The 25752-nt window shown below is 65.1% G+C and carries 31 protein-coding genes; 6 read left to right on the top strand and 25 right to left on the bottom strand.

Annotated features, from left to right (window positions below; all coding sequences use genetic code 11):
- Positions 1 to 9: 9 nt before the first annotated feature.
- The 20 genes from VE26_RS03185 to VE26_RS03095 form a co-directional block, all read right to left on the bottom strand.
- Positions 10 to 309, bottom strand: a complete 300-nt coding sequence (locus VE26_RS03185; protein ID WP_084619903.1) for a hypothetical protein — start codon at positions 307 to 309, stop codon at positions 10 to 12.
- A 126-nt stretch (positions 310 to 435) separates the two neighbouring features.
- Entirely contained in the window at positions 436 to 1179 is a 744-nt protein-coding gene (locus tag VE26_RS03180) for a glycoside hydrolase family 108 protein (protein WP_046103736.1), read from the bottom strand.
- The gene (locus VE26_RS03175) at positions 1172 to 4918 is read right to left on the bottom strand and encodes a baseplate multidomain protein megatron (RefSeq protein WP_046103735.1); all 3747 of its coding nucleotides are present in this window, start codon (positions 4916 to 4918) and stop codon (positions 1172 to 1174) included. The genes VE26_RS03180 and VE26_RS03175 overlap by 8 nt, the downstream gene beginning before the upstream one ends.
- Positions 4919 to 4945: 27 nt before the next feature.
- Complete coding sequence (locus tag VE26_RS03170; RefSeq protein ID WP_046103734.1) at positions 4946 to 5365, bottom strand: NlpC/P60 family protein; 420 nt, start codon at positions 5363 to 5365, stop codon at positions 4946 to 4948.
- Positions 5362 to 6252 carry a DUF2163 domain-containing protein gene (locus VE26_RS03165; protein WP_046103733.1) on the bottom strand — a complete coding sequence of 297 codons (891 nt, stop codon included), beginning with the start codon at positions 6250 to 6252 and terminating at the stop codon, positions 5362 to 5364. Before VE26_RS03165 ends, VE26_RS03170 begins: the two co-directional genes overlap by 4 nt.
- A complete protein-coding gene (locus VE26_RS03160) occupies positions 6249 to 6869 on the bottom strand; it encodes a DUF2460 domain-containing protein (protein WP_046103732.1) in 621 nt (206 codons plus the stop codon). Before VE26_RS03160 ends, VE26_RS03165 begins: the two co-directional genes overlap by 4 nt.
- A 131-nt stretch (positions 6870 to 7000) precedes the next feature.
- On the bottom strand, positions 7001 to 7549 hold the full coding sequence (locus tag VE26_RS03155; RefSeq protein ID WP_046103731.1) for a phage tail tape measure protein: 549 nt from the start codon (positions 7547 to 7549) through the stop codon (positions 7001 to 7003).
- Entirely contained in the window at positions 7539 to 7730 is a 192-nt protein-coding gene (locus tag VE26_RS03150) for a rcc01693 family protein (protein ID WP_046103730.1), read from the bottom strand. Before VE26_RS03150 ends, VE26_RS03155 begins: the two co-directional genes overlap by 11 nt.
- Positions 7727 to 8041 carry a gene transfer agent family protein gene (locus VE26_RS03145; RefSeq protein WP_046103729.1) on the bottom strand — a complete coding sequence of 105 codons (315 nt, stop codon included), beginning with the start codon at positions 8039 to 8041 and terminating at the stop codon, positions 7727 to 7729. The genes VE26_RS03150 and VE26_RS03145 overlap by 4 nt, the downstream gene beginning before the upstream one ends.
- A gap of 149 nt (positions 8042 to 8190) precedes the next feature.
- On the bottom strand, positions 8191 to 8604 hold the full coding sequence (locus VE26_RS03140) for a phage major tail protein, TP901-1 family (RefSeq protein ID WP_046103728.1): 414 nt from the start codon (positions 8602 to 8604) through the stop codon (positions 8191 to 8193).
- A gap of 42 nt (positions 8605 to 8646) precedes the next feature.
- On the bottom strand, positions 8647 to 9039 hold the full coding sequence (locus tag VE26_RS16955; RefSeq protein ID WP_052715625.1) for a DUF3168 domain-containing protein: 393 nt from the start codon (positions 9037 to 9039) through the stop codon (positions 8647 to 8649).
- Positions 9040 to 9042: 3 nt separating this feature from the next.
- Positions 9043 to 9384, bottom strand: coding sequence for a phage head closure protein (locus tag VE26_RS03130; protein ID WP_052715624.1), 342 nt, complete (start codon positions 9382 to 9384; stop codon positions 9043 to 9045).
- Positions 9381 to 9947: a head-tail connector protein gene (locus VE26_RS03125; RefSeq protein ID WP_046103727.1), complete on the bottom strand. Its 567-nt coding sequence runs from the start codon at positions 9945 to 9947 to the stop codon at positions 9381 to 9383. Before VE26_RS03125 ends, VE26_RS03130 begins: the two co-directional genes overlap by 4 nt.
- 124 nt (positions 9948 to 10071) lie before the next feature.
- Positions 10072 to 11292, bottom strand: coding sequence for a phage major capsid protein (locus VE26_RS03120; RefSeq protein WP_046103726.1), 1221 nt, complete (start codon positions 11290 to 11292; stop codon positions 10072 to 10074).
- A gap of 12 nt (positions 11293 to 11304) precedes the next feature.
- A complete protein-coding gene (locus VE26_RS03115) occupies positions 11305 to 11784 on the bottom strand; it encodes an HK97 family phage prohead protease (protein ID WP_046103725.1) in 480 nt (159 codons plus the stop codon).
- Positions 11781 to 11912, bottom strand: coding sequence for a hypothetical protein (locus tag VE26_RS18675; RefSeq protein WP_280136866.1), 132 nt, complete (start codon positions 11910 to 11912; stop codon positions 11781 to 11783). The genes VE26_RS03115 and VE26_RS18675 overlap by 4 nt, the downstream gene beginning before the upstream one ends.
- Before the next feature lie 4 nt (positions 11913 to 11916).
- A complete protein-coding gene (locus VE26_RS03110) occupies positions 11917 to 12105 on the bottom strand; it encodes a hypothetical protein (RefSeq protein ID WP_046103724.1) in 189 nt (62 codons plus the stop codon).
- Positions 12106 to 12108: 3 nt separating this feature from the next.
- Positions 12109 to 13263: a phage portal protein gene (locus VE26_RS03105; RefSeq protein ID WP_046103723.1), complete on the bottom strand. Its 1155-nt coding sequence runs from the start codon at positions 13261 to 13263 to the stop codon at positions 12109 to 12111.
- A 74-nt stretch (positions 13264 to 13337) separates the two neighbouring features.
- Entirely contained in the window at positions 13338 to 14552 is a 1215-nt protein-coding gene (locus VE26_RS03100; protein WP_046104949.1) for a DNA-packaging protein, read from the bottom strand.
- Between the two features lie 31 nt (positions 14553 to 14583).
- Positions 14584 to 15003, bottom strand: a complete 420-nt coding sequence (locus VE26_RS03095) for a hypothetical protein (protein WP_046103722.1) — start codon at positions 15001 to 15003, stop codon at positions 14584 to 14586.
- A gap of 86 nt (positions 15004 to 15089) precedes the next feature.
- On the opposite strand from VE26_RS03095, the gene VE26_RS03090 reads away from it, so the two are divergent.
- The gene (locus VE26_RS03090; protein ID WP_244465615.1) at positions 15090 to 15335 is read left to right on the top strand and encodes a KTSC domain-containing protein; all 246 of its coding nucleotides are present in this window, start codon (positions 15090 to 15092) and stop codon (positions 15333 to 15335) included.
- Positions 15336 to 15431: 96 nt separating this feature from the next.
- Here VE26_RS03090 and VE26_RS03085 read toward each other — a convergent pair whose 3' ends face one another.
- From VE26_RS03085 to VE26_RS03070, 4 genes are all read right to left on the bottom strand, one after another.
- A complete protein-coding gene (locus tag VE26_RS03085) occupies positions 15432 to 16661 on the bottom strand; it encodes a DUF2254 domain-containing protein (protein WP_046103721.1) in 1230 nt (409 codons plus the stop codon).
- Between the two features lie 62 nt (positions 16662 to 16723).
- Positions 16724 to 17983, bottom strand: coding sequence for an Hsp70 family protein (locus VE26_RS03080; protein WP_046103720.1), 1260 nt, complete (start codon positions 17981 to 17983; stop codon positions 16724 to 16726).
- 145 nt (positions 17984 to 18128) lie between these two features.
- Positions 18129 to 18758: a diguanylate cyclase domain-containing protein gene (locus VE26_RS03075; protein ID WP_046103719.1), complete on the bottom strand. Its 630-nt coding sequence runs from the start codon at positions 18756 to 18758 to the stop codon at positions 18129 to 18131.
- A 75-nt stretch (positions 18759 to 18833) separates the two neighbouring features.
- On the bottom strand, positions 18834 to 19289 hold the full coding sequence (locus VE26_RS03070) for a YcgN family cysteine cluster protein (protein WP_046103718.1): 456 nt from the start codon (positions 19287 to 19289) through the stop codon (positions 18834 to 18836).
- 133 nt (positions 19290 to 19422) lie between these two features.
- Between VE26_RS03070 and VE26_RS03065 the strand changes: the two genes are divergently transcribed.
- The 4 genes from VE26_RS03065 (at position 19423) to VE26_RS03050 (ending at position 23426) form a co-directional block, all read left to right on the top strand.
- Positions 19423 to 21585: a transglycosylase domain-containing protein gene (locus VE26_RS03065; protein WP_046104947.1), complete on the top strand. Its 2163-nt coding sequence runs from the start codon at positions 19423 to 19425 to the stop codon at positions 21583 to 21585.
- A 127-nt stretch (positions 21586 to 21712) separates the two neighbouring features.
- On the top strand, positions 21713 to 22288 hold the full coding sequence (locus tag VE26_RS03060; protein ID WP_052715623.1) for a DUF1214 domain-containing protein: 576 nt from the start codon (positions 21713 to 21715) through the stop codon (positions 22286 to 22288).
- Complete coding sequence (locus tag VE26_RS03055) at positions 22285 to 22833, top strand: DUF1254 domain-containing protein (protein WP_046103717.1); 549 nt, start codon at positions 22285 to 22287, stop codon at positions 22831 to 22833. Before VE26_RS03060 ends, VE26_RS03055 begins: the two co-directional genes overlap by 4 nt.
- Positions 22834 to 22868: 35 nt before the next feature.
- Positions 22869 to 23426: an NUDIX hydrolase gene (locus VE26_RS03050; protein WP_052715622.1), complete on the top strand. Its 558-nt coding sequence runs from the start codon at positions 22869 to 22871 to the stop codon at positions 23424 to 23426.
- Here VE26_RS03050 and VE26_RS03045 read toward each other — a convergent pair.
- Positions 23417 to 24223, bottom strand: a complete 807-nt coding sequence (locus VE26_RS03045; RefSeq protein WP_046103716.1) for a hypothetical protein — start codon at positions 24221 to 24223, stop codon at positions 23417 to 23419. The genes VE26_RS03050 and VE26_RS03045 overlap by 10 nt on opposite strands.
- A 373-nt stretch (positions 24224 to 24596) precedes the next feature.
- Here VE26_RS03045 and VE26_RS03035 point away from each other — a divergent pair, with 373 nt between their 5' ends.
- Positions 24597 to 25739: a DUF2336 domain-containing protein gene (locus VE26_RS03035; protein ID WP_046103714.1), complete on the top strand. Its 1143-nt coding sequence runs from the start codon at positions 24597 to 24599 to the stop codon at positions 25737 to 25739.
- Positions 25740 to 25752 lie beyond the last annotated feature (13 nt).

Genomic DNA, 25752 nt, shown 5'->3' with positions numbered 1-25752 from the left:
GCCTTTTTTCTATTGTGCGTTCAGTGTGAGGTTCTGCGCCTGACCGTCCGGCGCCAGCACGCCGATCACATAAACCAGCGCCCCACCCTGGTCGCAAACCTGCACGTTTAGAATTTCCGCGCTGGGATCGACGCCCGCAGAGGCCAACACAGCATCGAGGGACATGATCTGCCCCGAGGCCACCGCTTCCTGAATCTGGCGCTTGTCGAGACAGGCTTGCGCCTGCGCCGAACCGGTGCCCGTGAGAGCGATAGCCAGGGCCAGGGCCAGCGCGATGGAAGCAGAAGGTTTGGGAGCGTTCGTTTTCATGGGCCGATGAATAGCGCCTGCTAGCTGAATGGGACATGAATGAGGCAGCGCAAAACTTTTGGCTGGGCCTGCGGGTTCCATGCCGATGACGGGCATATCCTGCACGGAACCCATACGCCGCGCAAATCAGGCCTTGGCGATTTCGGCCTTCAGCCCTCGACGCAGGAAGACGATGGCCAAGGCTTCGAGCACCATGTTGCCGCTCGACGTGCCCTCGAGCGCAGGGATTTCAATGCCCAGGATCTGGGCGATGCCCGCCAGCAGCATCAGCGCTGCGACGATATAGGTCTTGTAGCCGGACAGGATATCCATCGGCGTGTCTCCTTTTGGACGTGCGGAAGATTTGGGTGCAAGCGCCAGGGCTGCGGCGCGGATGGCTGCGACGCGGCTGCTCCAGCCGCGCCCGAACGTGGCATAGATCGCGAGGCGCCGAAGAAAGCCCAACCGGGCGTCGCAGAGGCCATTTATGGTTCGCGCCACGTCTGCCCGAGACGCAGCGCCGAGGGTGAGGGGGCCGACGACCCCATCCACGACCACTCCCAGCACCGCCTGCAAGGCGCGGATCGCTCGATTGTGCCCGGAATTGACCGCATAATCGAACAGCGCAAGGTCAAGGCCGATTGGCAGGTCCCCGGCCCGGCACGGCTCCCAGTATTGCGCCCGATAAATGCGCGCCGCTTCTGCCCGGGTCAGTGCCTTGACCGCTTCCTTGGGCAGGTTCCACCACGGCGAAACGTTGCGCCAGCGCGCCAATGTTTTGCGGGTTATACCCATGTTGGTGGCCCCGCCCGGATCGGCCGGATGGTCCACATAGCCCCCCTCGTGGCGCAGCACATGATCCAGGCAAGGGGTGAAGCGATCGTCAGTCATGAAATGATCTCCATGCCGCATGGCCGGGCCCCAGGACCGGGCTGACCTGCGCGACTGAAAAGGTGAAAGGGCCTGCCGGCGCGCCAAAGTCCGTCAGTTGCTCCGCATGGCTATAGGCGGCGGCAATCGACGATGTTTCGATGGTGCGCACCGGCATGCCCGCGTTGTGGATGCCCACTCTCCATTGTTCCGGCACATGCTCGAGTGGCGGCTCGGCCAGCCCCCAACCGTCGCCGTCTGCACGGCTGCGTCGTGTCCAGCTGAACACGATCGTTCCGTCGTCCCTGCGCGCCGCGCGCAGGTGCACCGGTGCCAGCGGCAGGGCCGGCCCAGCCTCGGGGGTGAGCAGAACAGCTTGTCCCCCGGCGTCCCGGATACCGGCATAGACCCTGAGCATGCGGGTTTCGCCGATCCTGTGCGCATCGATGGGCACCATCGCACTGTGCCCGTCGAGCACCACCACGCGGCGACCCGCTGATGTCCCCAGGATCTGCATATCGGTCCCCTCCAGCCCACGCAGCAGCCGGGTCAGCCGATATTGCCTTGGCGCGACCAGTTCGGCCTGCGCGAAGCCGATGACCTCCCAGCCGCCGCCGTCGTTCTCGACGGCGATGCGGTTGGCGCCGCCCAGCGTGGCAAGCTCGGTGCTGTCTGACACATGCCCGGCAGCCAGTTCGATCAACAGCGTATTGCCGCGATCCCACACCGATGGGGGCCCTGGCGGCAATGCCGAGAGCGTCGCACCCATCACCAGCGGCTGCGTCAGGTCCGCCAGCCCGGCACCCCTGTGCTCATCGTTGACGCGTACGCTGCTGGGCCAAGGCTTGGCATAGGCCCCGACGAGCAACCGTGTTCGGCCCGCATCCTCGGGCAGCGGTGGCAGATGCATGGTCACGATGACCGGTCTGACCTCGGGCAACGGCGCGCCAAATCCGCCATGTGGGCGGTCGACATTGCTCGCCACCGCGTCGCGACGCGGCACGCTCACGGCCGTGATCCGCCGCACGGCACCATCGCGTATTTCAGAAATTTCGAAGGGACCTTCCACCACGCCTTCGAGCGCGATCCGGTCGCCCGGCTGGAGGTGAACAGAGCTGGGCGGCAGCGCGAAATCGATCCGGTCGGCATCCTTGGCGCGACGGTCCAGCAGGCGTTCGGCCGCCCGCCGGGCAGAGGCGCCGTCGAGCACGACTGGCAGGCTCTCCGACACCAGCATGCCGTCTCCCGGGCGCAGGGCTGTGGCATTGGCGGAAAGGTAATCGCGTTCGCGGTCCAGATGCCCCAGCGCCAGTCGGCCGGGCTGTTCTATGGCGTTACCCCGGCGCCGGGAGGTGATCGGGGCATCAATGGCCGCAAGGACATCGGGTGCGATCGCTTCCACTGGGCCGCCTCCGGCGACGACGCAATGTAACTGTCCATCGCGGGCCACCAGATTTTGCCCGGTCAGTTCGAGAATCGGCTCGATGGCCTGCCGCGCGGTGCCCGGCCCATGGATGACGAAGCCACTTACGAGCGGCGCGTTGGGTGTCGCCTTCACCGAGACACCATGATCGAAAGCGATGGCTTCTACCAGTTCGTCGCTGGCAAGCGCGCCAAGCCGGCCGGTCAGCCAATGGCCGGTGCGGTGATTGGGCCCATCCGACCAGACCTGGTCCAGGGCTGGAAACGCCGGATAGGGCCGGGCATCCCAGGTCCAGCAATAGATCCGAGCCGGATCGACCATGCCGGCCGGATTATGCGTCGAATCGGACCAGTGGCGGTGATGGGCCCGCAGCAATTGCCGCTGGATCAGCGCATCGGGCAGTCCGCTCGAAAAGTGCGGCCGTCCGTCCTCGGCGCTTTTGTCATCGCCGAAGATATTGGGCTGGTTTGCGCCCTTGTCGACCGCGCCACAGCCCAGTTCGGTGAGCCAGATCGGCTTGGATCTTGGCACCCATGCCGTCGGCGTCGCCTTGCGGATGCCACCGGGCCGGTCATGGTGCGCCTGGCTCCAGAACGCGTGCAGGTCCTTGTAGCGCCAGATCCAGCTTTCCCCATGGGCGCCGTCGGTGATGGGGTGGCGCCGTTGCGCCCGGCGCTCGCCTTCGCTCTCATAGAACCAGTCGAACCCCTCCCCGCCCACTATATTGCCTTGCAGGTAATCGAGGTCATAAGCGGTTGGCGCTGCGTTTGCGTCGGCATGGTCTTCGCCATCGCGCCAGTCGCTCAAGGGCATGTAATTGTCGATGCCGATCGCGTCGATATGGGGCGAGGACCAGAGCGGGTCGAGATGAAAGATCTTGGCGCCGTCCTGCTGGTAGCCGGAATATTCGCTCCAGTCGGCCGCGTAGGTGAGTTGGGTTTGCGTGCCGACAATGCCACGCACCTCCGCGGCCAGCGCGACCAGGGCGGCCACGAACGGAAAACTGTCGGATGGGCCGCGCACCTGCGTCAGGCCCCGCATTTCCGAGCCAATCAGCAGCGCGTCGACGCCACCAGCCGTCATTGCGAGATGGGCATAGTGGAGCACCATGGCCCGGTAGCCCGGTACGAAAGCCGCCACCTGCAGGGCGGCAGCTGCGGTCCCGTCGGGAGAGCCGGGCTGACCGGGCGCGGGATGGCAGGTGATGCGCCCCCGCCAGGGATAGGCCCCCTGCTCTCCTGCGCCATAGGGGTCCGGCAGTCCATTGGCCTGGGGCACATCCATCAGCATGAGCGGATAGAGCGTCACCTTGAGACCCCGTGCCTTGAGATCGGCGATGGCGGCCAGCACCGCCCCGTCCGAAGGCGTCCCACCATAGGCAGGTCCACCGCCATGGCTCGACACCACCGGCACGTCGCTGCGCAGGCGATCGCCGACCTGCCAGGTCGTGCCTTCGATGGTTCGCGCCGCGCCTTCGACGCGGGGGCCGATATCGCAGGACGCACAGCGCAGGTCCGAGCCGAACCAGCTGACCACCAGCGCCACGTGCTCAAGATTGGGACAGAGCGCCACCAGCTCGTCGATGGACCAGGTCCAGTCGCTGACACCGGCCAGCAGGTGTGCGTTTTCGCTGATGCCCTCGCCCGGCCCCGTCATCCGGACGCGGGGCACCGGGTCATAGCCGAATTCGGTGGCCCCGGGGATGACGGTGACGGCACGAATGGCCGGTTCAAGTTCTCCCACCACGCGGCACACCTCAACCGACAATTGCGGAATGCGATTGCCGAAGCGGCTCAGCGGCAGATTCTCCACCACGAGATAGCAGAGGCCACGATAGGCCGGCGCATTGCCGCCCCCCTGGATGGCCTCAATCAGGCTATCGGGCATTTGCTGCTCGTCGCCCTGATAGAAGCGCAGTGTGAGCCCGGCTGTATCGAGCAATTGGCCATCGGCCCAGATTCGCCCCATGCGCGCAACAGGCCCTTCGCAGAGGCCCAGCGCAAAACTGGCGAGGATTTCTTCACTGGTTTCACCGGGCTGGGACATGCCCTTGGCGCCCGCCGTTTCCGACACGTGCCGCAGCAATTCGCGCCCCCAGATGATATTGCCCGATAGACGACCCCAGCCATAAAGCCGCGGTATGGGCGCACCCTCGCTCGACCCGCTCAGCCGCACATCGAACAGCGGCGCCTCGGCGGAGGTTCGGTCGCCGAACAGGGCATTGTCGACCGCGCTGCCCGCCAGCGCGCCCAGCGCCCGGCCGATGGTCGCGCCGATCGGGCCGCCCAGCACGCCGCCGACAAACTGTCCGGCAACTGAAAGCGCCAGAGTGGCCATGGAATTATCCTTGAGTGTGTGATGTCACTAATCGGGAAAGCGGTAGCGCCCGCTCATCCGCTTTGCCCAGCCGGTCGTCAGATTGGCCTCGACCACGCCCAGATGTTCCTGCGCATGGATGAACCGTTCGGGGCCGAGCAGGATGCCGCAATGCCGCGCCCGGGCCTGACCGCCGAGCCGGAACAGAACCACTTGCCCGGCGGTGGGCGGACCGGTCTCGGCACGCAGGAAGGTAGCCGCCGCGCGCTCCAGCGCCCCGTCATGTTCGGGATCGCGCCAATCGGCTCGATAGGCCGGCACGGCCACGGGCTCGCTTCCATAGAGCATGCGCCAGACACCGCGCAGCAGGCCCAGGCAATCGCAGCCCGCCCCGAGCGTGGAGGCGCGATGCCGATAGGGCGTTCCCAGCCAAAGTCGGGCCGCGCTGACCACCTCTTGCCCGCTCATGGCACAATCGCCCTGCCATCGAGCGCGTCGCCGCGCCGTGGGTGACGCAGCACATAATCGCTGCCCGGAACATGGGGAAAGCCACGATAGTTCGCGGCGTTGCCGAAGCGCGCCTTGCAGGTGGCGAACCTGCGGTCGCATCCGACGCTGGCCACTAGCATATCGCCTTCTGAAACCCATTCGCCGACGCGGGTCGAAAAGCCCAGCACGTCGCCTTCGGGCACCCGGCGATGCGTGAGGATTGCGTCGGACAGCTGCGCCCGCTTGCCGTTCGACCAGCGGGCCATGCCAAAGGCGAACCAGCCCGGCTCTGTCGCCTCAAGTCCCGAGACGAGGATTTCGAAGTCATCGAGGATCGCGGTGACGCTTGCCTCCCGCCGATGAGCGGGCAGGTCGAGATCGACACCGCACCGCGCGTCTCCCACCGCCGCATCGCAGAGCCCCTGATAGAGCCTGCCGCGCGTCACGTTGAGCGCCTGCTGCGGCGAGCGCAGTTCGGCGCGAAACAGACCATCCTCGCGCACGATCTCCCCGATCGTATCGACCCGCAGCAAGAGGCACTGGTCCGGCTCGGCCCAGTTCACCAGCCAGCTTTCCACCTTTGCGCCGTCATAGTGCCCAAGCAGAATATCGTCTTCGGCCAGCGCGGCACTGTCGAGGATGCCCAGCACCTCGCCGGTTTCCACCTGCGCTCCAAGCCGGGCGGGAACTTCCCCGCCATCCAGCCCGAAACTGGGCCGGCACGGCGTCCCCGCCACCATGAGCGTCCGGTCATGGTCGGTAAAGCCGAGCACGACGCCGTCCCTGCGCACGAGCCGCCAGCACTGCGCCGTGGTCGTCTCGCTTTCGTCCAGGTGCGCCGCGAAGGCGGGAGGCACGCTCTTCATGGCAGGATCTCCACAAGTGGGATCGAGGGAATTTCGGCGCCGTCAAAGCCGTTGAGTTCGATATCGAGCCGGTCGCTGTCGAAGCGCACTGGCACGTCGAACAGAAATCCCGCCGTTACGCTTGCTCCGGCTGCTGGCGGCACGGCAAAGCTCACGATCCCGGTCGTCGCATCCACGCTCCAGCCGGTGACCTGCTCGACGCCGCCCAGTGCGATCCGCACGCTGCCCGCCACCGGCTTGGTGATGGCCCGCTGATAGGGATCGAAGGTGGCCCCGTAACGCTTGAGCAGCTGGAATTGCGTGCGCAAGCCGTTGCCAATTCCCAGGGCCTGGTCCTGCGGATGGGGAATTGCTCCGCCCGAGGAATGGTCGAGCCCGTCGCGCCAGAGAAAGCCATGCAGCCGGCCGCGCCGTTCCTCAAAGAAGGCGAGCACCACCTGCATGTCGGCTCGCGACTTGACCCCATAGCCGGCATTGTACCGCCGCCGCGAATGCGCCCAGCGGCCATTGCGCTTCTCGCCGCCGCCGGCCAGCGTCACGATCTCGGTCTTGCGTTCCGGTCCCCCCCGCGCCCCCAGCGCAATGTCGAGCGGAAAGCGGATATGATGAAAAGCCATTTCTTGTTCCCTGGCACCGCACTCAACCAACCCTTGAAAGAGTGATGAGCAGGCCGGCACTTTGCTAAACCAATGCAGCAAACTCGGTCTGTCCCTCCCCTTTTCAGGGGGAGGCTAGGAGGGGGTGCCCTTCAGCTCCCCCGCCTGCCCCTTCTGACCGCCCGCAACAGCATGGCGCTCACCTCCGCCTCGCTGGCCGCAAAACTGCGCGCGTCGCTGGCGGTCACATTGAAGGTCACATTCACATTGCCCCCCGCCCCGCTTACACCCAGCCGCCCATCTGCGCCGCGCTGCAAGGGCATGATCGCCTCCGGCCCTGCTTCACCCGCCAGCCCCATGCCCTGGCCAAGCGGGAAATAGGTCGGCGCGGCGATCACCCCGCCCTTGGCGAAAGGCTTGATCCCGCCCAACGCTGGATTGGTGGCGGTAAAGAGGTTCTCGACGAGGCCGCCGACCAGATTGCCCAGCGGCTTGAACGCAGCCTTGAGCGCTATGTCGGCAAAGGCGCGGGCAATGTCCCCCAGGACCGAACGGAACGACTTTCCGTCCAGGACCGCGCCGCGAAAGGCCCGGCTGACAGAGCCCGCCACGCCATCGGCCAGATCGCCGATGCGGCGCAATTCGACCGACACCTCGCTCAATTCGCCGCGAAAATCCTCGCCAAACAGGTCAGCGGTCATCAGGAAAGGTCTCCATCAATGTGTGCAGTCCCTGCCGGTCGAGTGGAGCGGTCCTCTCGCCCATGACCGCGCCCCAGGCCGAAGCCAGTTCGCGCGGCGTCATCTTCCAGAACGCGTCGGGAGACAGGCGCAGCACGCCCAGTCCGAACCGCATCGCATCCTTCCAGGGAAAGGGGTTCATTCTGCGCCTCCGAACGTTGCCTTGAGCAGGCGGACCGCGATCTCGGCCGCGCCGCGCAAGCCGCCCTCGACGCTCATGCGTGCCAGGTCGTCGTCGGAGAGGTCATTGCCGCCGCCCCGCAGGCCGGCCCCGAGAATGGCGGTCAGGTCGCGCGCCGATACCCGGCCTTCCCCGAACCGCTCGGCCAGCCCTGCCAGATCTCCCGCACCCAGCCTCGACTCCAGCTCGGCCAGAGCTCCCAGCGTCAGGCAAAGCGTTCTCGTCTCGCCACCGATCTCGGCAGCGATTTCACCACGATGGATATTGGTCATGATCGTCTCTCGTTGAACAAAGGTCCCCTCACCCGCCGGCTCCGCCGTCGACTTTTCCTCCAGAGGGAGAGGTGAGGGACCCAGCCGCGCAGCGGCACCCCTGATTCTGGGGGCAGAGGTCTGCCGAGGCCGGGTAAGGGGGCCTTGGCCTAAGCCGCCGCAAACGTCACTTCACCGGCGCTTTCCAATGCCAGGTCAAATGTCACTTCCCCGGCGTGATCGGCCGAGAATTCCAGCGCCACGATCTGAAACAGGCCCTGCACCACGCCGAAATGCGGCAGGATCAGCTGCCAGTTGCGGATCGTGCCGGCAAAGAACAGCGAGCGGATAAGGGCGTCCGAGGCCTGGTCCTTGAACACGCCCGAACCGGCCAGCGAGGCGCGCTTGACCCCGCCACCGGCCAGCAATTCCCGCCAGCGCCCGGCGCTTTCCTGGTCGGTGGTGTCGACGCTGGCTGCGTTGAAATTGAGACTGCGGGTGCGCAGGCCGGCCACCGTCAGAAAACTTCCCGACCCGTTCTGGTCGAGCTTTAAAAGCATGTCCTTGCCACTCTGGGCTGCCATCTATGTCTCCTTTCGAAAATTGGGGGGCCTTCGACCAGCGTCTCACTCGCTCAGGAACCTGAGCAGCACCGCCGCGCGCGCCTGCCCGGTCGTATTGTCGATCACCGTCTCGGTGCGCACATGCTCGGCATGCGTCACTACAAGCCCGGCAGGCGTCACGCCCAATCCGGTGCCGATGACGCATTCGGCAATATCCAGCGCAGCCTTGCGGCTGGGCTGATCGCTCCAGCAATGCAGCAGCACCCGGTGTTCCTGGCCAGGCGTGTCGTCACCATCCCGCTGCCGCACATCGTGTCGGTCGATCACCACGTAAGGCGCCGGCCGGCTGCGTGGCGGAGCATCGAACACGCCGCCATTGCCGATAAGCGCCACGAGCGCACCATCTCCGTTCAGCGCCGTCACCAGCGCCGCCTGCAGAACCGCAATGGGATGCATAATCTACCCCGTAAAGCTGGTTTCGCTGCACGCGCAGCTGAGATAGGCCCGCCGCCCGTTGAGGTCGGCCGCGCTCACCACCTCGAGATTGCGCCCGCGATAGACGATGCGGTCGCCCGGCGAGACATCGTCGCGAAAGCGCAGCACTACGCTGTGCGAAATCGCCACCGCCCGCCCGTCGGCATTCAGGCCCTGGCGACCGTTGAGGCTCCTCACGCGCGCCCAGAGCGCTGTCACCGGTACGAACACGCGGTCATGTCCGCCGCCCCCATCGCTGAGGCTTTCCCGTCGCCTGAGCTGTACCCGATCGGTCAGCGTACCCACTGCCGGAATGCGCTCGCTCATAGGCGCGCCCTCTTGTATCGGGCCACCATCCGGTCGAAACCGCTTGGCACGACGGCGCCCGAACCGGCGATCAGCACCGCGTCGCGATGCTCATGCCAGTGCGCGACGAGGCCCAGAAGCGCCTGCCGAAGATCGGCGGGAACGTCTTCGGGGTTTGCACCGAACCCGGCCACATAGTCGATTTCGATGCCGCCCCTCTCCTGCGGCACCGGCATGCCGACGACGACCCGCGGGATAAAGAGCCGCTCATTGTCCGAGGAAAACTGCACGAGCCCGATATCGTGGCTGGCCCCGTTTGCATCCGTCGCCGCAATCGCGGTGACCGACAGGAGCGGGGTTACGGGCAGCTTCACCATCCGGCTTTCCGGCCAGTCGTCGAGAACGATCCGCCAGGTCTGGGCGATGAGCGCGCAGCCCGTCACCCCCTCGATATGCAGCCGCGCCGCGCCGATCAGGGTGGTGATGAGCGCATCCTCGGCGCCGCCGTCGACCTTGAGGAAAGCCTTGGCCTCGGCGAGCGAAACCGGCTCCGCGGCGGGCCCCGCCAGAAGATAGGACGTCATGTTTCTGTTCCTGAATTGTGTTGGACGCGGCGCGATGTGAGTGCCGACAGCCTCAGTCAAGGGGAGCCGAGGCCCAAGCACCGGAGCGCAGGACCTCGGCTCTGGATGGCCAGGCGCTCGGAGATCACGAAGCGCCGAATTTCAGCAGCTTGATCGCGTCATAGTCGGCAATGCCGCCGCCGACGCGCTTGGTGGTGTAGAACAGCACATAGGGCTTGGCGCTGAACGGGTCGCGCAGCACCGATACGCCCTGACGGTCGACGATCAGGTACCCGCGCTTGAAGTCGCCGAAGGCCACGGAGAAGGAATTGGCCGCAACATTGGGCATGTCCTCGGCTTCGACCAGGGGAAAGCCCATGAAGCTGGCCTTGCCATCGGCCGCCGCGGCGGGCTGCCAGAGGTAATTGCCGTCGGCGTCCTTGAGCTTGCGCAGCGTGCCTTGCGTCTTGCGGTTCATCACCCAGTTGGCGTTCTGCCGGTAGCCGGCCTTGAGCGCATAGACCAGGTCGATCAGGACGTCGCTGGCATTGCTACCCGGCAGCGCGCCCGACACGCCCGTCGCCACATAGCCCAGGTTTCCCCAGGTCCAGCTCGCCTCGGCAGCCTTGGGCCCGGTGAGAAACCCGGAGGGCTTGTTGACGCCGTCACCCGAGACGAAGGCCGTGGTTTCCTGCGCCGCAAAGGCCGCATTGACCTCGTCGGCGATCCACTGGCCCACATCGACGGCCGCATCGTCGAGGAATGCCGAAGTCGCCGCCGGCATGGCATAGAGCTCGGTGGTCGGATAGCTCAGCTCGGCGAGGGTCTGGCTGTTGGTTCCGGGGCGATTGGCGGTTTCCCCCACCCAGCCGGTCTGCGGCCCCGTGACCGTGATCGGGCGCTTATAGATCGCGCCCGACACCTGCCGCACTCCGGCAATGGCGCGGATGGGCGAGATATGGGTCATGAGCCGGGTGATCTCGGTCTCGACTTCCGCCGGCACCACGAAGCCGCCATCGGCCGGCACGCCGATCGAGAGCGCCTTTTCCTCGCCGCGCTTCACATAGGCCGAGAACGCCTCCTTGTATTCGCCGTTCTCGATCTGCCCCTTGGCCTCAAGGGTCGGGCGAGCGCGGTCGGCCGCGACACGGTCCATCGCTGCCTTGTGCCCATCGAGCACCGCGTTGAGCCGCTCGAGCTTGCCTTCCAGCAGGCCATCGGCCGAACCGCGCTTTTCGATCTCGCCCAGCCGCTGGTCATTGGTGCGCTTGAATTCCTCGAAGGCGGTCGAGAATTCGGCGAAGAGCGCGGCAATATCGTTCCCCGCGCCGGCCTTGGTCTCGAGGCCGTCGTCAATCCGATCCATGTCGGTATCCTTCTATCGGTTGCGGATAGTCTTGGTGGCGGCGGCAATGGCCGCGCCGGCGGTGAGGGGGGCGGCGATGCGCGCGTCCTCCATCATCGGAAAGGTCACGATGGAAATCTCGTAGAGGTCGATTTCCTTGAGGCGGCGATGCCCGGTTCCCGGCTCGCGGCTGGCCTTGACCGTGCGAAAGCCGATGGAGAGCCCATCGAGCGCCCGGCTCTCGATCAATCGTCGCAGCGCGTCCGAGCGCGGCACACCCGGCACCAGCCGCCCGGTGACGAACAGGCCGTGGCTATCCTCGGCAATCGTGTCCCAGATGCCTACCGGCTCCTTGGGATCGTGCTGGAACAGCAGCCGGATGCGCCCGCGCCGCGTGCTCAGCGACTTGACGAAAGCGCCGGGCATGACGATGTCGCCACCACTGTCGACGCGGTTGAAAACACTTGCATAGCCGGCAAAGCGTCCTTCGGCATCGATGGGAATGGCACTCATCGCCGCTTCGACCCGCCGGTCTGCGCCCGGCTGGCCGGGCGATCCTTGGCGGCCAGCGTCCCGGCCAGGTTCCAGGCAAATTGCCGGAACGTTTCCCGCGCCTGCTCCCGATTCTGCTTCTCGGCCATGGCCTTAGTCCTCCTTGCGGAACAATCGATTCAGCGCGGCGATCTCCCGCACGAAGTCGTTGAAGTGTTGATTCACCTTCGCCATTTCCCGAAGGCTCCAGACGAGCAAGGCGCTCGATCCGCTCGCCCAGAGAAAGAGGGCAAGATGGGCAAGATCACCGCGCTCGATGATGGTGGTGGTGAGATTGTCCATGCTCTAGAGCCCCACCATTTCCCGCTTCTCCGCGTCACTGAGAAAGCCGGCATTTCCCACCCGCTCCCAGAGCGCCGCGCGGTCTTCGGCGAGCGCTTCCACCGTCTCGAAGTCCGGCACCACCTCGGCCCCATCAAACGCCGGTCCCAGCCAGGCGCTCAGTTCCTGGGCCACGCGCACCACCAGTGGCACCAGCGTCTGTCGCCACAGCGTGCGATTGGCCTCGGCCATGTTGGCATAGGTATTGTCGCCGGGAATGCCGAGCAGCATGGGCGGCACGCCGAAGGCCAGGGCAATGTCGCGCGCGGCGGCGTTGCGCGCCTCGATGAAATCCATGTCGCGCGGGCTCATGGCCAGCGCCTTCCAGTCCAAACCGCCATCGAGCACCATCGGGCGCCCGGCATTGCCGGACCCGGAAAACTGCTCTTCGAGCTCGTCCTTGAGCCGGCTGAACTGATCGTCTGTCAGGCTGCCATTGCCGGCCGAATAGACCAGCGCGCCGCTCGGGCGGGCCGCATTGTCGAGCAGCGCCTTGTTCCACTGGGCGGATGCATTGTGGATGTCGAGACTGGTCTGTGCCGCCTCCAGCGGTCCCATGCCATAATGGTCGTCCATGGGGTGGAAGAGCGCCACATGCAGCACGCTTGGAATGGGCAAGGCCTCCTGGCTCAGCCGCACCGCCCTGCCCCCGGCCTTGTAATCATAGGCCAGGGGCCAGCCGTCGCGCCCCGAGACCACGCTCATCCGGTCGGGCCGCAGCACGAACAGCGTGCGCACCGCGCCGTCGACAATCCCCGCCTGCAGATAGGCATTGCCGGCGGTCTGCAGATAGGCATAGACCGCCTCGAGCACTTCCGGGCCCGATTGACGCCCATTGGGCCGGCCCAGCAGGGCCGCCAGCGGATGGCCGGCAACCGCCTTGCCGTCCACCTGCACGGTTAGCGGCACGCGATTGGCCGCCTCGGCAATCAGCCGTATGCAGCGATAGACCACCGGATTGCGCATGAAGCCCTGGTTGACGAGGCTGGCATAGCCGCGCCCGCTCCATTGCGCCGGCCCCAATTGGCTCAGCGTCATCATCGTGTACCCCCCAAAACTCTTGGTTTCCGAAGGCGCGTTTGTTCCTCCGCCGAACAGGCGGCTCAGGACATTGGGCATGCTTTGTTTCCCCGATAATTGTCGCCCGCACCTCGCCTCCCCCTTTCTTGAGGGAGAGGTCGGGTGGGAGTGCGTCACAATCCGCGCACCCGCGGCCTTTGCTCGTTCAACACCAGTTCCGTCAGTGCCCAGACCAGGGCATCCACCCGGTCCGGCGAATGGCCGTCGGCCTTGCCGTCGGGTCCGAAGGCGCAAAGCTCGTCCTCGAGCGCGCTGAGGCCCGGCACGTGGCTTACCAGCCCCCGTGCATAAAGCGCTGCCGCCGGTTCTGCCCGCACCCATTTGCCGCGGCTGGCCCGCACGGTCCTGATCGGTACGGCGGGGTCCACCTGCGCCAGCACCTGCCGCACCAGATCGCCGCCCTGGTTCACCTCGACCACGATGCAGTCTGCCTCATGGGCCCGATAGGCCGCGATGGCGCGCCTGGCCCACACATCGGGCTTGATGCCTTTGAGCGTGGCGTCTTCGAGCACCAGGGCGCCCTCGCCCTGCCGCCCCGCCACGATGATCCCGCACGCATCCGAGCGCGCCGTTCCTGTCACGGGGGGATCGACCGCGACCACGATGCGACCTTCCGCCTGCCCCTCGGCCGGGCGAAACATGGCCCGGTGCCAGAGCGCGTCGGGCCGATCCTCGATCAGCTCGCCGTCCAGTTCCTGCCGGCCAAGAACTGTCCCCTGGTAGCGGGCCACCACGGCATCGAAAAAGGTCGGCGCCAGGTGGCGAAAATTCTCCTGCGTGGTCATGCGCACCACCTGCGTATGCCGGTCCGCCACGAGCCGGCGGATCAGCCCGGTGGCCCGTGGCGTCGTGGTCGCCAATTGCCGCGGCCTGTTGCCCAGCCTGAGGCCGAATTGCAGCATGTCCCAGGCCTCTTCGGCGTGGGGCCATTTGCCGATTTCGTCGCACCAGGCAGCGGCGAATTGCGGCCCGCGAAACCGCTCGGGGTCCGAGGCGGTGAGGATGGTGGCCTCCACGCCATTGGGCCAGCTCAGGCGCCGCGTGCCATGGAGGACCGGCCGCTCTTCCTCGGGATGTACCGACAAAATTCCGCTGTCGCCGCGCACCATGATATCGACCGCCTCGCTCATGGTCTCGCCCACTAGAGCGATCGGCGAGATGCCTTTGCGAGCCAGCCGGCGCACCCATTCCGCACCCGCGCGGGTCTTGCCCGATCCGCGCCCGCCCATCAGCAGCCAGGTCGTCCAGTCTCCTGCCGGCGGCCTTTGCGCCCGGCGCGCCCAGAGCGGCCAGCAATAGAGCATCCTGTAGGCTCGGGCGTCGCTCATGGCCTCGACTTCGCCCAATGCCTCGCGCAGCCTAGCGTCTGGACTGGGCAAGGCGCTGGGCCAGCTTGGCGCGAATGTCGGTCATGTCCTTGCGGGTGGCCGGCTCGACGTTGCGTTCGGCCGCGCCAAGCTCGATGAGCTTGTCGAGCGTCTTCACCTGCGTTGCCAGCGTGTTCGTGCGTTTCTCGACGGGTTCGTCCTTGGCCATCTCCAAATCCCTGATCTGACGTTCCAAAACCTTGAGCATCCGCGCCACAAGCACCGCCTCCTTGGGTCTGCGCTCGCGCTGGCTGAGCCAGCCTTCGCATTGCCGGCGATAGCGCAGCTGGGAGATCGTCACCCCATGCCGCTGGCAAATTACCGCAGGCTCGAACTGGCGCCCTTCATATTCGGCGCGAATGGCTTTCCAGTCCGGTGCCTTGCGCGCCCCGGAGCCGTGCATCTGTTTCATGTCGTTGACTCAACTGTGAATCGGCCGGCGCAACCGTTCGGTCTCCGGTCGGATTCGTCTCTGTGGAATCCGAAAGGAAGATCCCGATGTCTGCTGCGATCCGCCACCATCACTACACGCCCGAAACCGCAGAACTCTCGCTCTGGTTCGGACCGGAAGGGCGACGCTACATCTATTCGGACGTGCCCCTTGCGGTTTACGAAGGGCTGCGGGACGCCCCGTCCCGAGGGCGATACTTCAACGCCGTCATTCGCAACAGATTTGCCTGTCGCCTGGCAGATCCGTCCGCACTGCGCAATCGGCGCTGGCAGGCGATCCGTTCGGCCTCGTGACCCAATTTCTCGACTATGCCTGAACTATAGCGCATGGCCGTCACGCGGGGATAAGATGGATAACTTTCTTGACCCTGCACGCTTCGCAGTCTTGCTTCAGCCGGCCTCAATCCAGGCGCTGACCTTGCGCAGCGCCGTCCGGTCGGCCTCGGCGGTCATCGCCTTTTCGGCACGGACCACGATGTCCCGCGCCATCTCGCGGGCTGCCTGCGAAAAGTCCGGTTTGCAGGCCGAAACGGTTTCGAGGCTCTTGAGCATGCGCGACACCACTTCGATGATCGGCGCGCCGTCCCGGGCCAGCGGCCGGTAGAAATCCTCCAGCACGTCCCGCGCCACGATGGGCGCGACCAGCAATCGATTGTGCTCGCCGCTCCTTTTCTCGTCTTCCCATTCGAGCAGCAGCCGCGTCACGGTATCGATGACCACGATAGCCGTTCCGGGATCGTTGATGCCCGCTGACAGCGCCTTGTCGGCAATCTCGGCAAGCACGATGAAGCCATAGCGCGGATCGCTGTCATAGGCGCGCTGGTCCCCAACCACGAAACAGTCGATCAGCGCGGCGCGCAGCTCCTCGCTGGTCTCGCCCTGCACCAGCATCAAGGGCCGCACAGGGGTTGCATAAGTGCCCGGCCGGGCCATGATGGTCACCACCAGGTCGTGCTCTTCGGCAAGGCTCTGCAGGTCCGCGGCATCGCAATGTTGCACATAGCCGGGGCGAGGAGCGCAGATCGGGTCGCCCTCGGGTTCTCCCTCGAGCTTCCGGCAATCGAGCAACGGGTGCTCGCCCATCACGGTCAGCGCGTCGCGTGTCGCCTTTTCGACCACGCTGATCGTGTTGCCGACCCTGCCGATGGCGGAAATCTGCCCGATCCAGCGGATCAGCGCCGCCACGACCAGCACCAGCACCCCCAGCGTCACGACGAACAGGAACAATCGCCCTGCCTCGCTGTAGAGCCCGGCGGAGAGCCCGATGATCCCCACGATGGAAAAGAGAAACGCGCCGATGAACACAGAAATCGACGTCTGGGCCCGCAGGTCGCCGGCAATCAGCGGCACGGCGCGCGGTGTGGTCGAGCTGGAAGCGGCCGAAAAGGCGCTGACCACGGTCGAGAGGGCAAAGACCGCCACGGTCAGCAGGCTCGAGGCAAGGATTTCGAGGATCGACTGCACCGCATTGGACGGCATGACGAAGGGCAATTGGTCCGGGGCGAAGCGCGCCAGGATATAGGCGATGACCACGGTCAGTACCGCCACGGCCGAAAAGGCCGCCGGCAGGAACCACATGCGCTGCATGATCTGGCGCAGCTTGAAGCGAAGATAACTCATATTGCCCCCGGGAACGCTTTGCGGCCTAACGCGCGCTCGGGGGGCAAGGATGCATCGGCCGCTCAGGTCCCGAAAAGCCGCCGCGCTTCCAGCGCCAGTCCCAGCCCGACGCTTCCGAGCACGTCGGTGCGCACCACATCCGCATCGGGGAACAGGGCCTGCAGGCGGCCGGCCACGGCAGGAACAAGCGTCGACCCTCCGGTCAGGATCAGGCTGTTTACCGCCCCGGACCCGATCCCGGCCCGCCTCAGCGTCTCGGTGATGGTCATTTCCAGCCGACGGACGGAATCATCGAGCGCCTCGCCCAATTGCCCGGCCGTGATCGTCGTGGCGATTCTGCGCTCCCGCACAGGGAAGGCGAAAGCGGTGGCCTCTGCGTCCGACAGGGCGATCTTGGCGGCCTCCACTGCGCCGATCAGGCGGTGCCCCAGCCGATCCTCGACCAGCATGATCATGGTTTCCACCCGCTCCGCCTCGACGGCCTCGCGCATGGTCGAGCGCAGGTCGCGCAGCGCCTGGGCATCATAAAGCCGGTTGATGCGGTGCCAGGTGGAAAGGTCATAGTAGGGCGCGACGGGCAGGTGGCGCTTGCCGTCCCTGGTGCGCGAGCCGAGGCCCAGCTCGGGCATCACCCGGCTCATGGCCAGCAGCCGGTCGAAATCTGTGCCCCCGATATGGACGCCGGCCGTGGCCAGGATATCGTCCGACCGATCCGCCGCCCCTGCCCGTTCGGGCGATACCCGGACGATGGAAAAGTCCGAGGTGCCACCGCCCAGGTCGACGATAAGCGCCAGCTTCTCCCGGTTCACCTGCCGCTCGTAGTCGAGCGCGGCGGCTATGGGCTCGAACTGAAAGGCGATATCCTTGAAGCCCTGGGCGCGCACGGCCGCTTCCAGCTGGTCCTGTGCAGCGCGGTCGGCCTCGGCGTCGTCGTCGACGAATTGCACCGGCCGCCCCATCACCACCTGCGACAATTCCCCGTCCAGCACCTGTTCGGCGCGGCGCTTGAGCTCGGCCACATAGATCCCGATGATGTCTCCGAAACCCAGGCGCCTGGCCTTGATGCGCGTCGTATCGGCGAAAAGCGCGGTGCCCAGAACGCTTTTGAGCGAGCGCATCAGCCGGCCTTCGGCACCGGTCACATATTCGGCAACCGCCGCCCGGCCGAAATGGACGCGATCGTCCTCGAAGCCGAAGAACAGCACGCTGGGCATGGTGGCCTGTCCATTTTCCAGCGGCAGCAGCTGCGGCTGGCCGTCACGCCCGATCCGCCCGAGCGTGGAATTGGACGTGCCGAAATCGAGGCCGCAAGCGAGGGTCATGGAAGCCGTCCATCAATCTGGGGATGCGCCGGGCGCGAAGGGACGGGCCTTTTAGGGAAGATGGACGAGGATGGCAACCGCGCAGCGGCCTTTCGGCTTCCCGCCCCACATGCGCGAGCGATGCAGGTTCAAAAGCGGCGTGCTGCTAGGCTGCTTTCCTGCGCTTGTCCGACTTGGCCCGCAGGTCGACCACTTCCAGCCGGGCAAGGCCACGATGCTGGGCGCGCTTGACTGCCTGGTTGGCGTTGTGGAGTACCGACCGGTCGAAATTGCCTTGCGGGTTGATCACGGCCAGCCCCATGCTCATCGTCACCTGGCCGGAATGGCTTTCCTTGTTGGGCAGGTTTTTCTGACGGATGGCCTTGGCGATCTTGCCCGCCAGCTCGCGCGCCATCAGCACCGGCATGTCGGGCAGTACCAGCACGAAGCCGGCCCGGCCCTGGCGCAGGCAGCGAAGGGTGTCGCGTGGCAGCAATGGCGCTATCGTCTCGTGCAGCCGGTCGAGGGTAAGTTCGACGGCGTCGCGGCCATAGGCGGCGAAATATTCGGCGTGGCGGTCCATATCCATGGCCAGGACACAAAGCGAAACCTTGCGCTGCCCCGCCTCGGTCCAGCCGCGCCGCAAGTCGTCCTCGATGCGCTGGGCCGGCCGCGACTTCTTTTCGGGGCTGTCGACGGCTGAAACGCCATAAGCGGGCACGGCTTCGCCGCGTCCGAGCAATGCACGGACACGCGCCCAGAAACCGTCATTGCCGCTCACGGTCACCTTGTTCATCCAGCCTGTCCTGGGCAGTTTTACCGGTTTCGATCTGGCCACAGATTGGTTAACAGGAGGTAAGTATTGGCGTCCCTAGAGATGCTCGGGCGGCTCCCATTCGGGCCAGTCCACGGCATGCTCTTCCCACTCCTCGGGGTCGATTTCGGTCTCGAGGAAGGTCCGGCCCTTTACAGAAACGCCCACATCCACCACCGTTTGCGGATCGCCCGATACCAGTGGGTGCCACCAGGCCAGGCCCTTGCCCTCGGCTAGGCGACGATAGGCGCAGGTCGTTGGAATCCAGGGGATTTCCCGCACATTCTGGGGGGTCAGCTTGATGCAGTCGGGCACTTTCTGCTGGCGATTGGGATAGTCGGTGCAGGCGCAAGTTTGCCCGTCCAGCAGCTGGCAGCGCACGTCCGACGTGATCAGCGTGCCGGTATCCTCGTCCTCGAGCTTGATGAGGCAGCAGCGCCCGCAGCCATCGCACAGGGCTTCCCATTCGGTCGCGTTCAAATCTTCGAGCGCTTTGTCTTCCCAGAAGGCCATGTTTACCCTTGGCGGTTCATGATGTTGCCGGTTTGCGCTTGCGGGACGGCAAAGGCAATCATATTCCAGCGATTGTGTTGCATTGGCGGGCCATAGGCTCCAACGATGCAGTGAAGTGGCTCCGGGGACCGGCGTGCAGGATCCGTTCTATACCAAGGAAAAAAAGCGCAAGCAGTCCGGCGGCATGCTGGCGGCCGACGCCTGGCTTGATTCCTCGCTTTACGAGTTCTGGCAGGCTCTGGGACGCGGCTATACTCGCTACCAGGACTTCATGGGCCGCTTTCACGTTTCCGGCATCAAGCGCTTCTTCGTCGAGATCCTGTCGGACGCCTTCACTTTCGGCGCCATTGGCTGCGTCTTGGTCACCGCTCTCGCCATGCCCGCCTTCGACATCATTGATCGCGGCGTGCTGAACAAAGCCGAGGATTATTCGGTGGTCTTCCTCGACCGCTACGGCACCGAAATTGGCCGTCGGGGCATCCGCTCGGACGATTCAGTGGCGCTCGACCAGATGCCGGATTACCTCATCAAGGCGACGCTGGCGACCGAGGACCGGCGGTTCTACGAGCATTTCGGCGTCGACATCGTCGGCACGCTGCGCGCCCTGGCAACCAATGCGACCGGCGATACCAGCCTGCATGGCGGCTCGTCGCTGACCCAGCAGCTGGCCAAGCAGATGTTCCTCTCCTCGGAGCGGACCATCGAGCGCAAGATCGTCGAGGCCTTCCTCTCGGTCTGGCTCGAATGGCACTATTCCAAGGACCAGATCCTCAAGCTCTATCTCGACCGGGCTTATATGGGCGCGGGCAATTTCGGCGTGGTGGCCGCAGCCGATTACTATTTCGGCAAGCGTATCCAGGACATTTCGCTGGCCGAGGCCGCCATGCTCTCGGGCCTCTACAAGGCTCCCGGTCGCTGGGCGCCTCATATCGATCTGGCGGCCGCACGAGGCCGCGCCAATGTGGTGCTGACCAATCTCGTGGCCGCCGGTTTTCTCACCGAAGGTCAGGTCACGGCCGCCCGGCGTCACCCCGCCTCCCCCGTCGATCGCACTGCCGATGCCAATTCGCCGGGCTACTTCCTCGATTATGCCTTCGAAGACGCCAAGCGGCTGATCGACCAGACGGGCGCGCCCGGTAACAATTTCATCGTCCGCACCACGATCGACACCACGCTCCAGGCCTATGCCGAGGAAGCCATCACGTCGGTGATCCGCGAGCAGGGCGAGCAATATCGCGTCGAACAGGGCGCCATGGTGGTCACCGATACCGAAGGCGCCATCCGCGCCATGGTCGGCGGCACCGATTACGCCAAGAGCCAGTTCAACCGCGCCATTGTCTCCAACCGGCAGCCGGGCTCTTCCTACAAGCCCTTCGTCTATGCCGAGGCTTTCGAACAGCTGGGCCTCAAGCCCACCGATACGGTCTCCGATGCCCCGGTCTGCATCGGGGATTGGTGTCCGCAGAACTACGGTCGCTCCTACAAGGGCCAGACCTCGCTGATCAGCGCCTTTGCGTCATCGATCAATACGGTGCCGGTCACCCTTTCGATCAAGACCGGGCGCGACTCCATCGCTGAGCTCAGCTATCGCATGGGCCTGCGCCAGGAATATCCTGTCACCCGCTCGCTGGCCCTGGGCGTCGCCTCGGTCTCGGTGATCGATATGACCTCTTCCTATGCGGTCTTTGCCAATCATGGCCTCAAGACCCCTGCTTACGGGCTGACCCGGATGACCGACCTCAACGGCAATCTGGTCTGGGAGCATGACGCCAACGAGGTCAAGCCGCGCGTCCTGTCCGAGCAGACCGTCGCCTACATGAACCAGATGATGCGTGCCGTGGTCACTTCCGGCACCGGCCGCCGCGCCGAGATCGAGGGCGTGCCCACCGTTGGCAAGACCGGTACCACCACGTCCTACCGCGATGCCTGGTTCGCCGGCTTCACCGGCAATTATGTGGCTGCCGTCTGGTTTGGCAACGATGACTACCGCGCCACCAACGATCTTACCGGAGGCCTTCTGCCCACCATCGCCTGGCAGAAGTTCATGGCCTATGCCCACACCAATATCGATGTCGAGCCGGTCTTTGGCGTCGACTTCGTGCCACCTGCCCGGATCATTGCCGAAACCGATCCGAGTGTGGAGGAACTGACGCCCGAGCGCCCGCCCAGCCTCAAGCCTGCTGCGGCGCGCAAGCTGCTCGACCTGGCAAACCGCTTCGGCATCACGCTGGCCAATGCCTCGCCGCCCAGCGACACGGCCAGCGCCCCCACCACGCCAGGCCCGACCGGGCTTTGATCCCGCCCTTCGGGTCTCGGGCCCGACAAGCGCCTTTCGCGGCGGGCGGCCCGTTGCTATAGCCTAGACGCAATCCAGGCCGCCGGTTCGGACCTTCCATGCCCCTTTCGCAGAAAAGCTGAGATCCGTGCGTTTCGTCCTCCGCCTGCTCATCTCGATCGCTCTGGCCCTGTCCGTGGGGTTCGGCCTGAGCTATTACGCGCTCAGCGACGGCAGGCTGTTCGGCGCGGTACAATTGGGTCCCTGGACCACCTGGCCCGATGCTGGCGCCCCCGCGCCCAACCCCTATACCCGTGCCAATATTGCGCGCGACGCAGCGCTGCAGCTGGGGCGCAGCGAAGGGCTGCAATTCGTCGCAACGACGGACAGCGATGGTGAAGCCCTGGACCTGGCCTGCTCCTATCGTCTCGACGGCCGCGTGCCGGTCTCGAGCTTCTGGACACTGGTTGCCGTCGACGAGGACTGGGTCAACCTCGCCGTTTCCGGCACGGATGCCGCCCTGCGCTCCAGCGAGATCGCGCGACAGACGGATGGTTCGCTGCGCATTCACGTCGGCAGCCGATTGCAGACAGGAAACTGGCTGGAACTCTCGGGCTCGGGCGGGTTCAGCCTCGTACTGACGCTCTACGACACCATGGCCCTGTCCGGCTTCGGGTCCAGCGACACCACCATGCCCGCCATCACGCGGGAGGCCTGCCAATGATCCGCACCGCGATATGGCTTCTGGGTGGACTGCTTCTTGGCGGGGTCATCCACATCGTCACCATCCTTGCCCTCCCTTCCCTGGCAGAGGACACATCCTGGACCCGCATCGAGGATTATGAGGCGAGCAATCGCATCCTCATCCTGCCCGCCGTGGTGCCGGGCGCCGCCAATCCGCTCCGTCTCGATCCCGATCTCAGCTATGGCATCTGCCGTGTCGACCTCGACGAGGGGCCGGCTTATCTCAGCGGTGTTCTGCCCGATGCCTTCTGGTCGGTCGCCATCTATGACCGCTCCGGCATCGTCACCTATTCCACCACCAACCGCGACGGCATTGGCCAGAATGTCGACATCGGCATCTTCAATGCCGATCAGACACGCCTTCTGGCGCAGCAGCAGATCGACATCGCCGAGGGCCTGCTGGTCGTCGAGGCGCAGAGCGATGATCTCCTGATCGTCGTGCGCCTGTCACCGCCGCACGAGATCATGCGGCCACGCTTCGATGCGGCCCTGTCCCAGATCACCTGCGGCCCCCGCGCTTCCTGAGGACGCGGGCCTCAGCCGATAGGAAAGTCCTGACCTTGTCTTTCGCTGCTGACCTCCAGACTGTCTTATCGCGCTATTCTGCCGAGGTCGCCGCGCCAGGGGAACATCTTTCCCTCCTCCGCTGGCAGCTGGCACAGGGCCACGCGCTTGATCGCCGGGACACCTATCCGGGTCACCTCACGACCAGCGCCGTCATTCTCTCCCCCGACCACAGGCAGACCCTGCTCATCGACCACGTGACCATCGGGCGTTGGCTTCAGCCCGGCGGGCATTACGAACCAGCCGACCATTTCTATCAGTCCGCCATGCGTGAGGCGGTCGAGGAAACCGCCATCGCCGATCTGCGCCTCCACCCCTGGCACAAGGGCTCGGACCTGCCTTTCGTCATCGATAGCCATGACGTTCCGGGCAAGCCGGCCCGGAACGAGCCGCCGCATGTCCATCACGATCTGCAATATCTCTTCCTGGCCGATCCGGACCTGCCGCTGGTCGCCCAGCTTGATGAGGTTCACGCCGCCCGCTGGCACGATGTGACGGCGCTGGCTGACTTCGCGCCCAAAGTGCTGGCGCGGCTGCGCCAGACCTACTTCTGATGAATGACTTCGTTGTCCGGGACCATGATCTGGAAGCGTGACGGTATGGTGATGCCAGTCCCGCTCTTGCCGGCGACGCCCGAACAGAAATCGCCGCGATTGGCGCGATCGACCCAGGGCTTCAGACGCCGCAGGCTTTCGTCCACTGCCATGGACTGCTCGTGCGGTGTCTCGACCAACAGATGGTCCAGCGCATAGGAATAGCTCTTGAAGCGGTAGTTAAGCGCCCGCACGAACCAGTCGATGTGCCACTGGTTCTCGGTTCGCCGCGCCGCGACGTTGGCAGCGACATCCGCTTCGATCCCTGGCAGTTCGGCCAGGGCCACGCGCCGCTGGCGGTCCACTTCCTGCACTGCGCAGATGGCGCGGAAGGTCGAGGGCACTGTGTCGAAATCGGCCTGAATATGCCGCCCAACCGTATTATAGCGAGTGGTGGACGACTGGTAATGGGTCGTGCGCAGCCAGGTATAATAGCGGTCAGGACTGTATTGATGATCTTTGGCCGGCCCGATCCGGGTCCGCTGCAATTCGGTATTGGTGTCGAAGAGCCAGTCCCGGCTATGCGCGGCGATCAGGAAGCGCCAGGTGCGATCGTGCATTTCGCGCTCCTGGTCGGTCTGGTTCAGGTTTGAAACCGGCTCACCGCGATTGGCCGCGATCTTGCTGCCGACATAGGGCATGACCTGATCATGCAGGACACCCTTTTCCGCGCGACCGAAATCGCCCACCGGCCGCGATACGCAGGCCGTGGCACATCCCGCCAGCAGCAGCAGGCCAACAAGACGCAGGAACCGCATTCCAGATTTATCCCCGCTTGCGCTTCCGCCGTTTACCCTCGGCATGGGAATCAGATGGCGGGGGTAACCCGCGTTCATAACGCACCCCGGTGAAAATCAGGATCTGGGCGGCACCGTGGGTCGTCTTCCCGTCGTCGGCGGGTTTTTTCCGCACGGCAAATTTCAATAGCTTTCCCAAGCCGGCCTCCATTGAGACGCCGCTCCTCCGTCCCTAATGGAGGCTGCGAGTTCTGGTCGAATAGTCCGACGCATCGCCCCATGCGCCTTGACCCCATTAAGAGATCGTCAAGGTTAACAGTCTGCTAACGAATTGGCGGCAAGAGTGAAGATGCATCGATTTTGATGCAGAGCGAGTCGGCGGTCCTTTCTTAAAATGCTTGGTTTTCAGCCTTACGAGACCTTTCAGCTTCTGATCGAAACGGGTGGTGTGGATCGCACCAACACCCTGCTCATCGCTGCCTGCGATGCCTATGCAAGGCGCGGAAAACCCACGCTTCCCGAAATGGAACAGTTCGAAACCCTTGCCGCCCGGCTGTTTCCCACGGCTGGCCCGCAGGCCCGCGCCAAAGGTGCAGCGATCCTGGGTCGCGCGGAACTGCTCTCTCCCAAGCTCGAGCAATTGGTGGTCGAGAATATCGGTGAAGACCTGATCGCGTTTCTCGAAGGCGCGCCGGAATTGTCCGACCAGACCATGCTGGACATCATTGGCCGCTACGACGTACTGGCCTGCGCTACTCTGGCTGGCCGCGATGGTCTGTCCAACGTGGTGCTGGCCAAGCTCTTCCAGATGAATTCGCGCAAGGTCTACCGCGCCCTCGCCGCCAACCAGCATATCGTGCCGCGCGGCGCCTATCTCAGCGCCCTCGCGCGGTCCGCACAGATGGACCACATGGTCGCCGAGGCCCTTGGCCAGCGCAGTGATTTCGACGCGGCGCTCCTCGCCCCCGCGTTTTTTGACCTGTCCGACGCGCACCGCCTCAAGGTGATCCACGCCTTCGCCCACCGCTCTACGCCAGTAGCGCCAATCGCACGGACCATCGAGCAGATTTCGGTGGCCAGCGCCGAGTTGACCAAGGCGCTGATGAAGCTGTTTTCGGAGAATCGTCGTCCGGAGGTCACACGCCTGCTTGCCCAGATCACTGGTCTCGACGAGGTCCGCTGCGGCCAGATCGCCCATGATGTGACCGGCGCATCGCTGTTCGTCATCCTGCGCGCCTTCGGCGCTACGGCCTATGATGGGCTCAAGGTGCTGATCCATGCCACGAGCCACGACTATGACCGCTCGAAGGCCCTGGCCGATTTTGCCAGCCTCTTCGGCAATGTGTCGCCGGAATCCATGGCCTATCTGATGAGCGCCTGGCGTGGGGAGGTGAACCTTCTCGAACTGAGCAAGCCGCAATACCAGCCATTCACCGCAACCAGCCGCCGGACGCCCGGTCTGGCGCCGGCCCACAATCCGGTGGTGGACCAGGCCATCGAAGCCCTTGCCCGCATCGGAGCGCGTCGCGCCAGCTGAGTGCGCGACGCCG

It is taken from the genome of Devosia chinhatensis, assembly GCF_000969445.1.
In the GTDB taxonomy this organism is placed as follows: domain Bacteria; phylum Pseudomonadota; class Alphaproteobacteria; order Rhizobiales; family Devosiaceae; genus Devosia; species Devosia chinhatensis.
The sequence above is the reverse complement of the archived record's forward strand: the minus strand, read 5'-3'. Positions and strand labels throughout refer to the sequence as shown.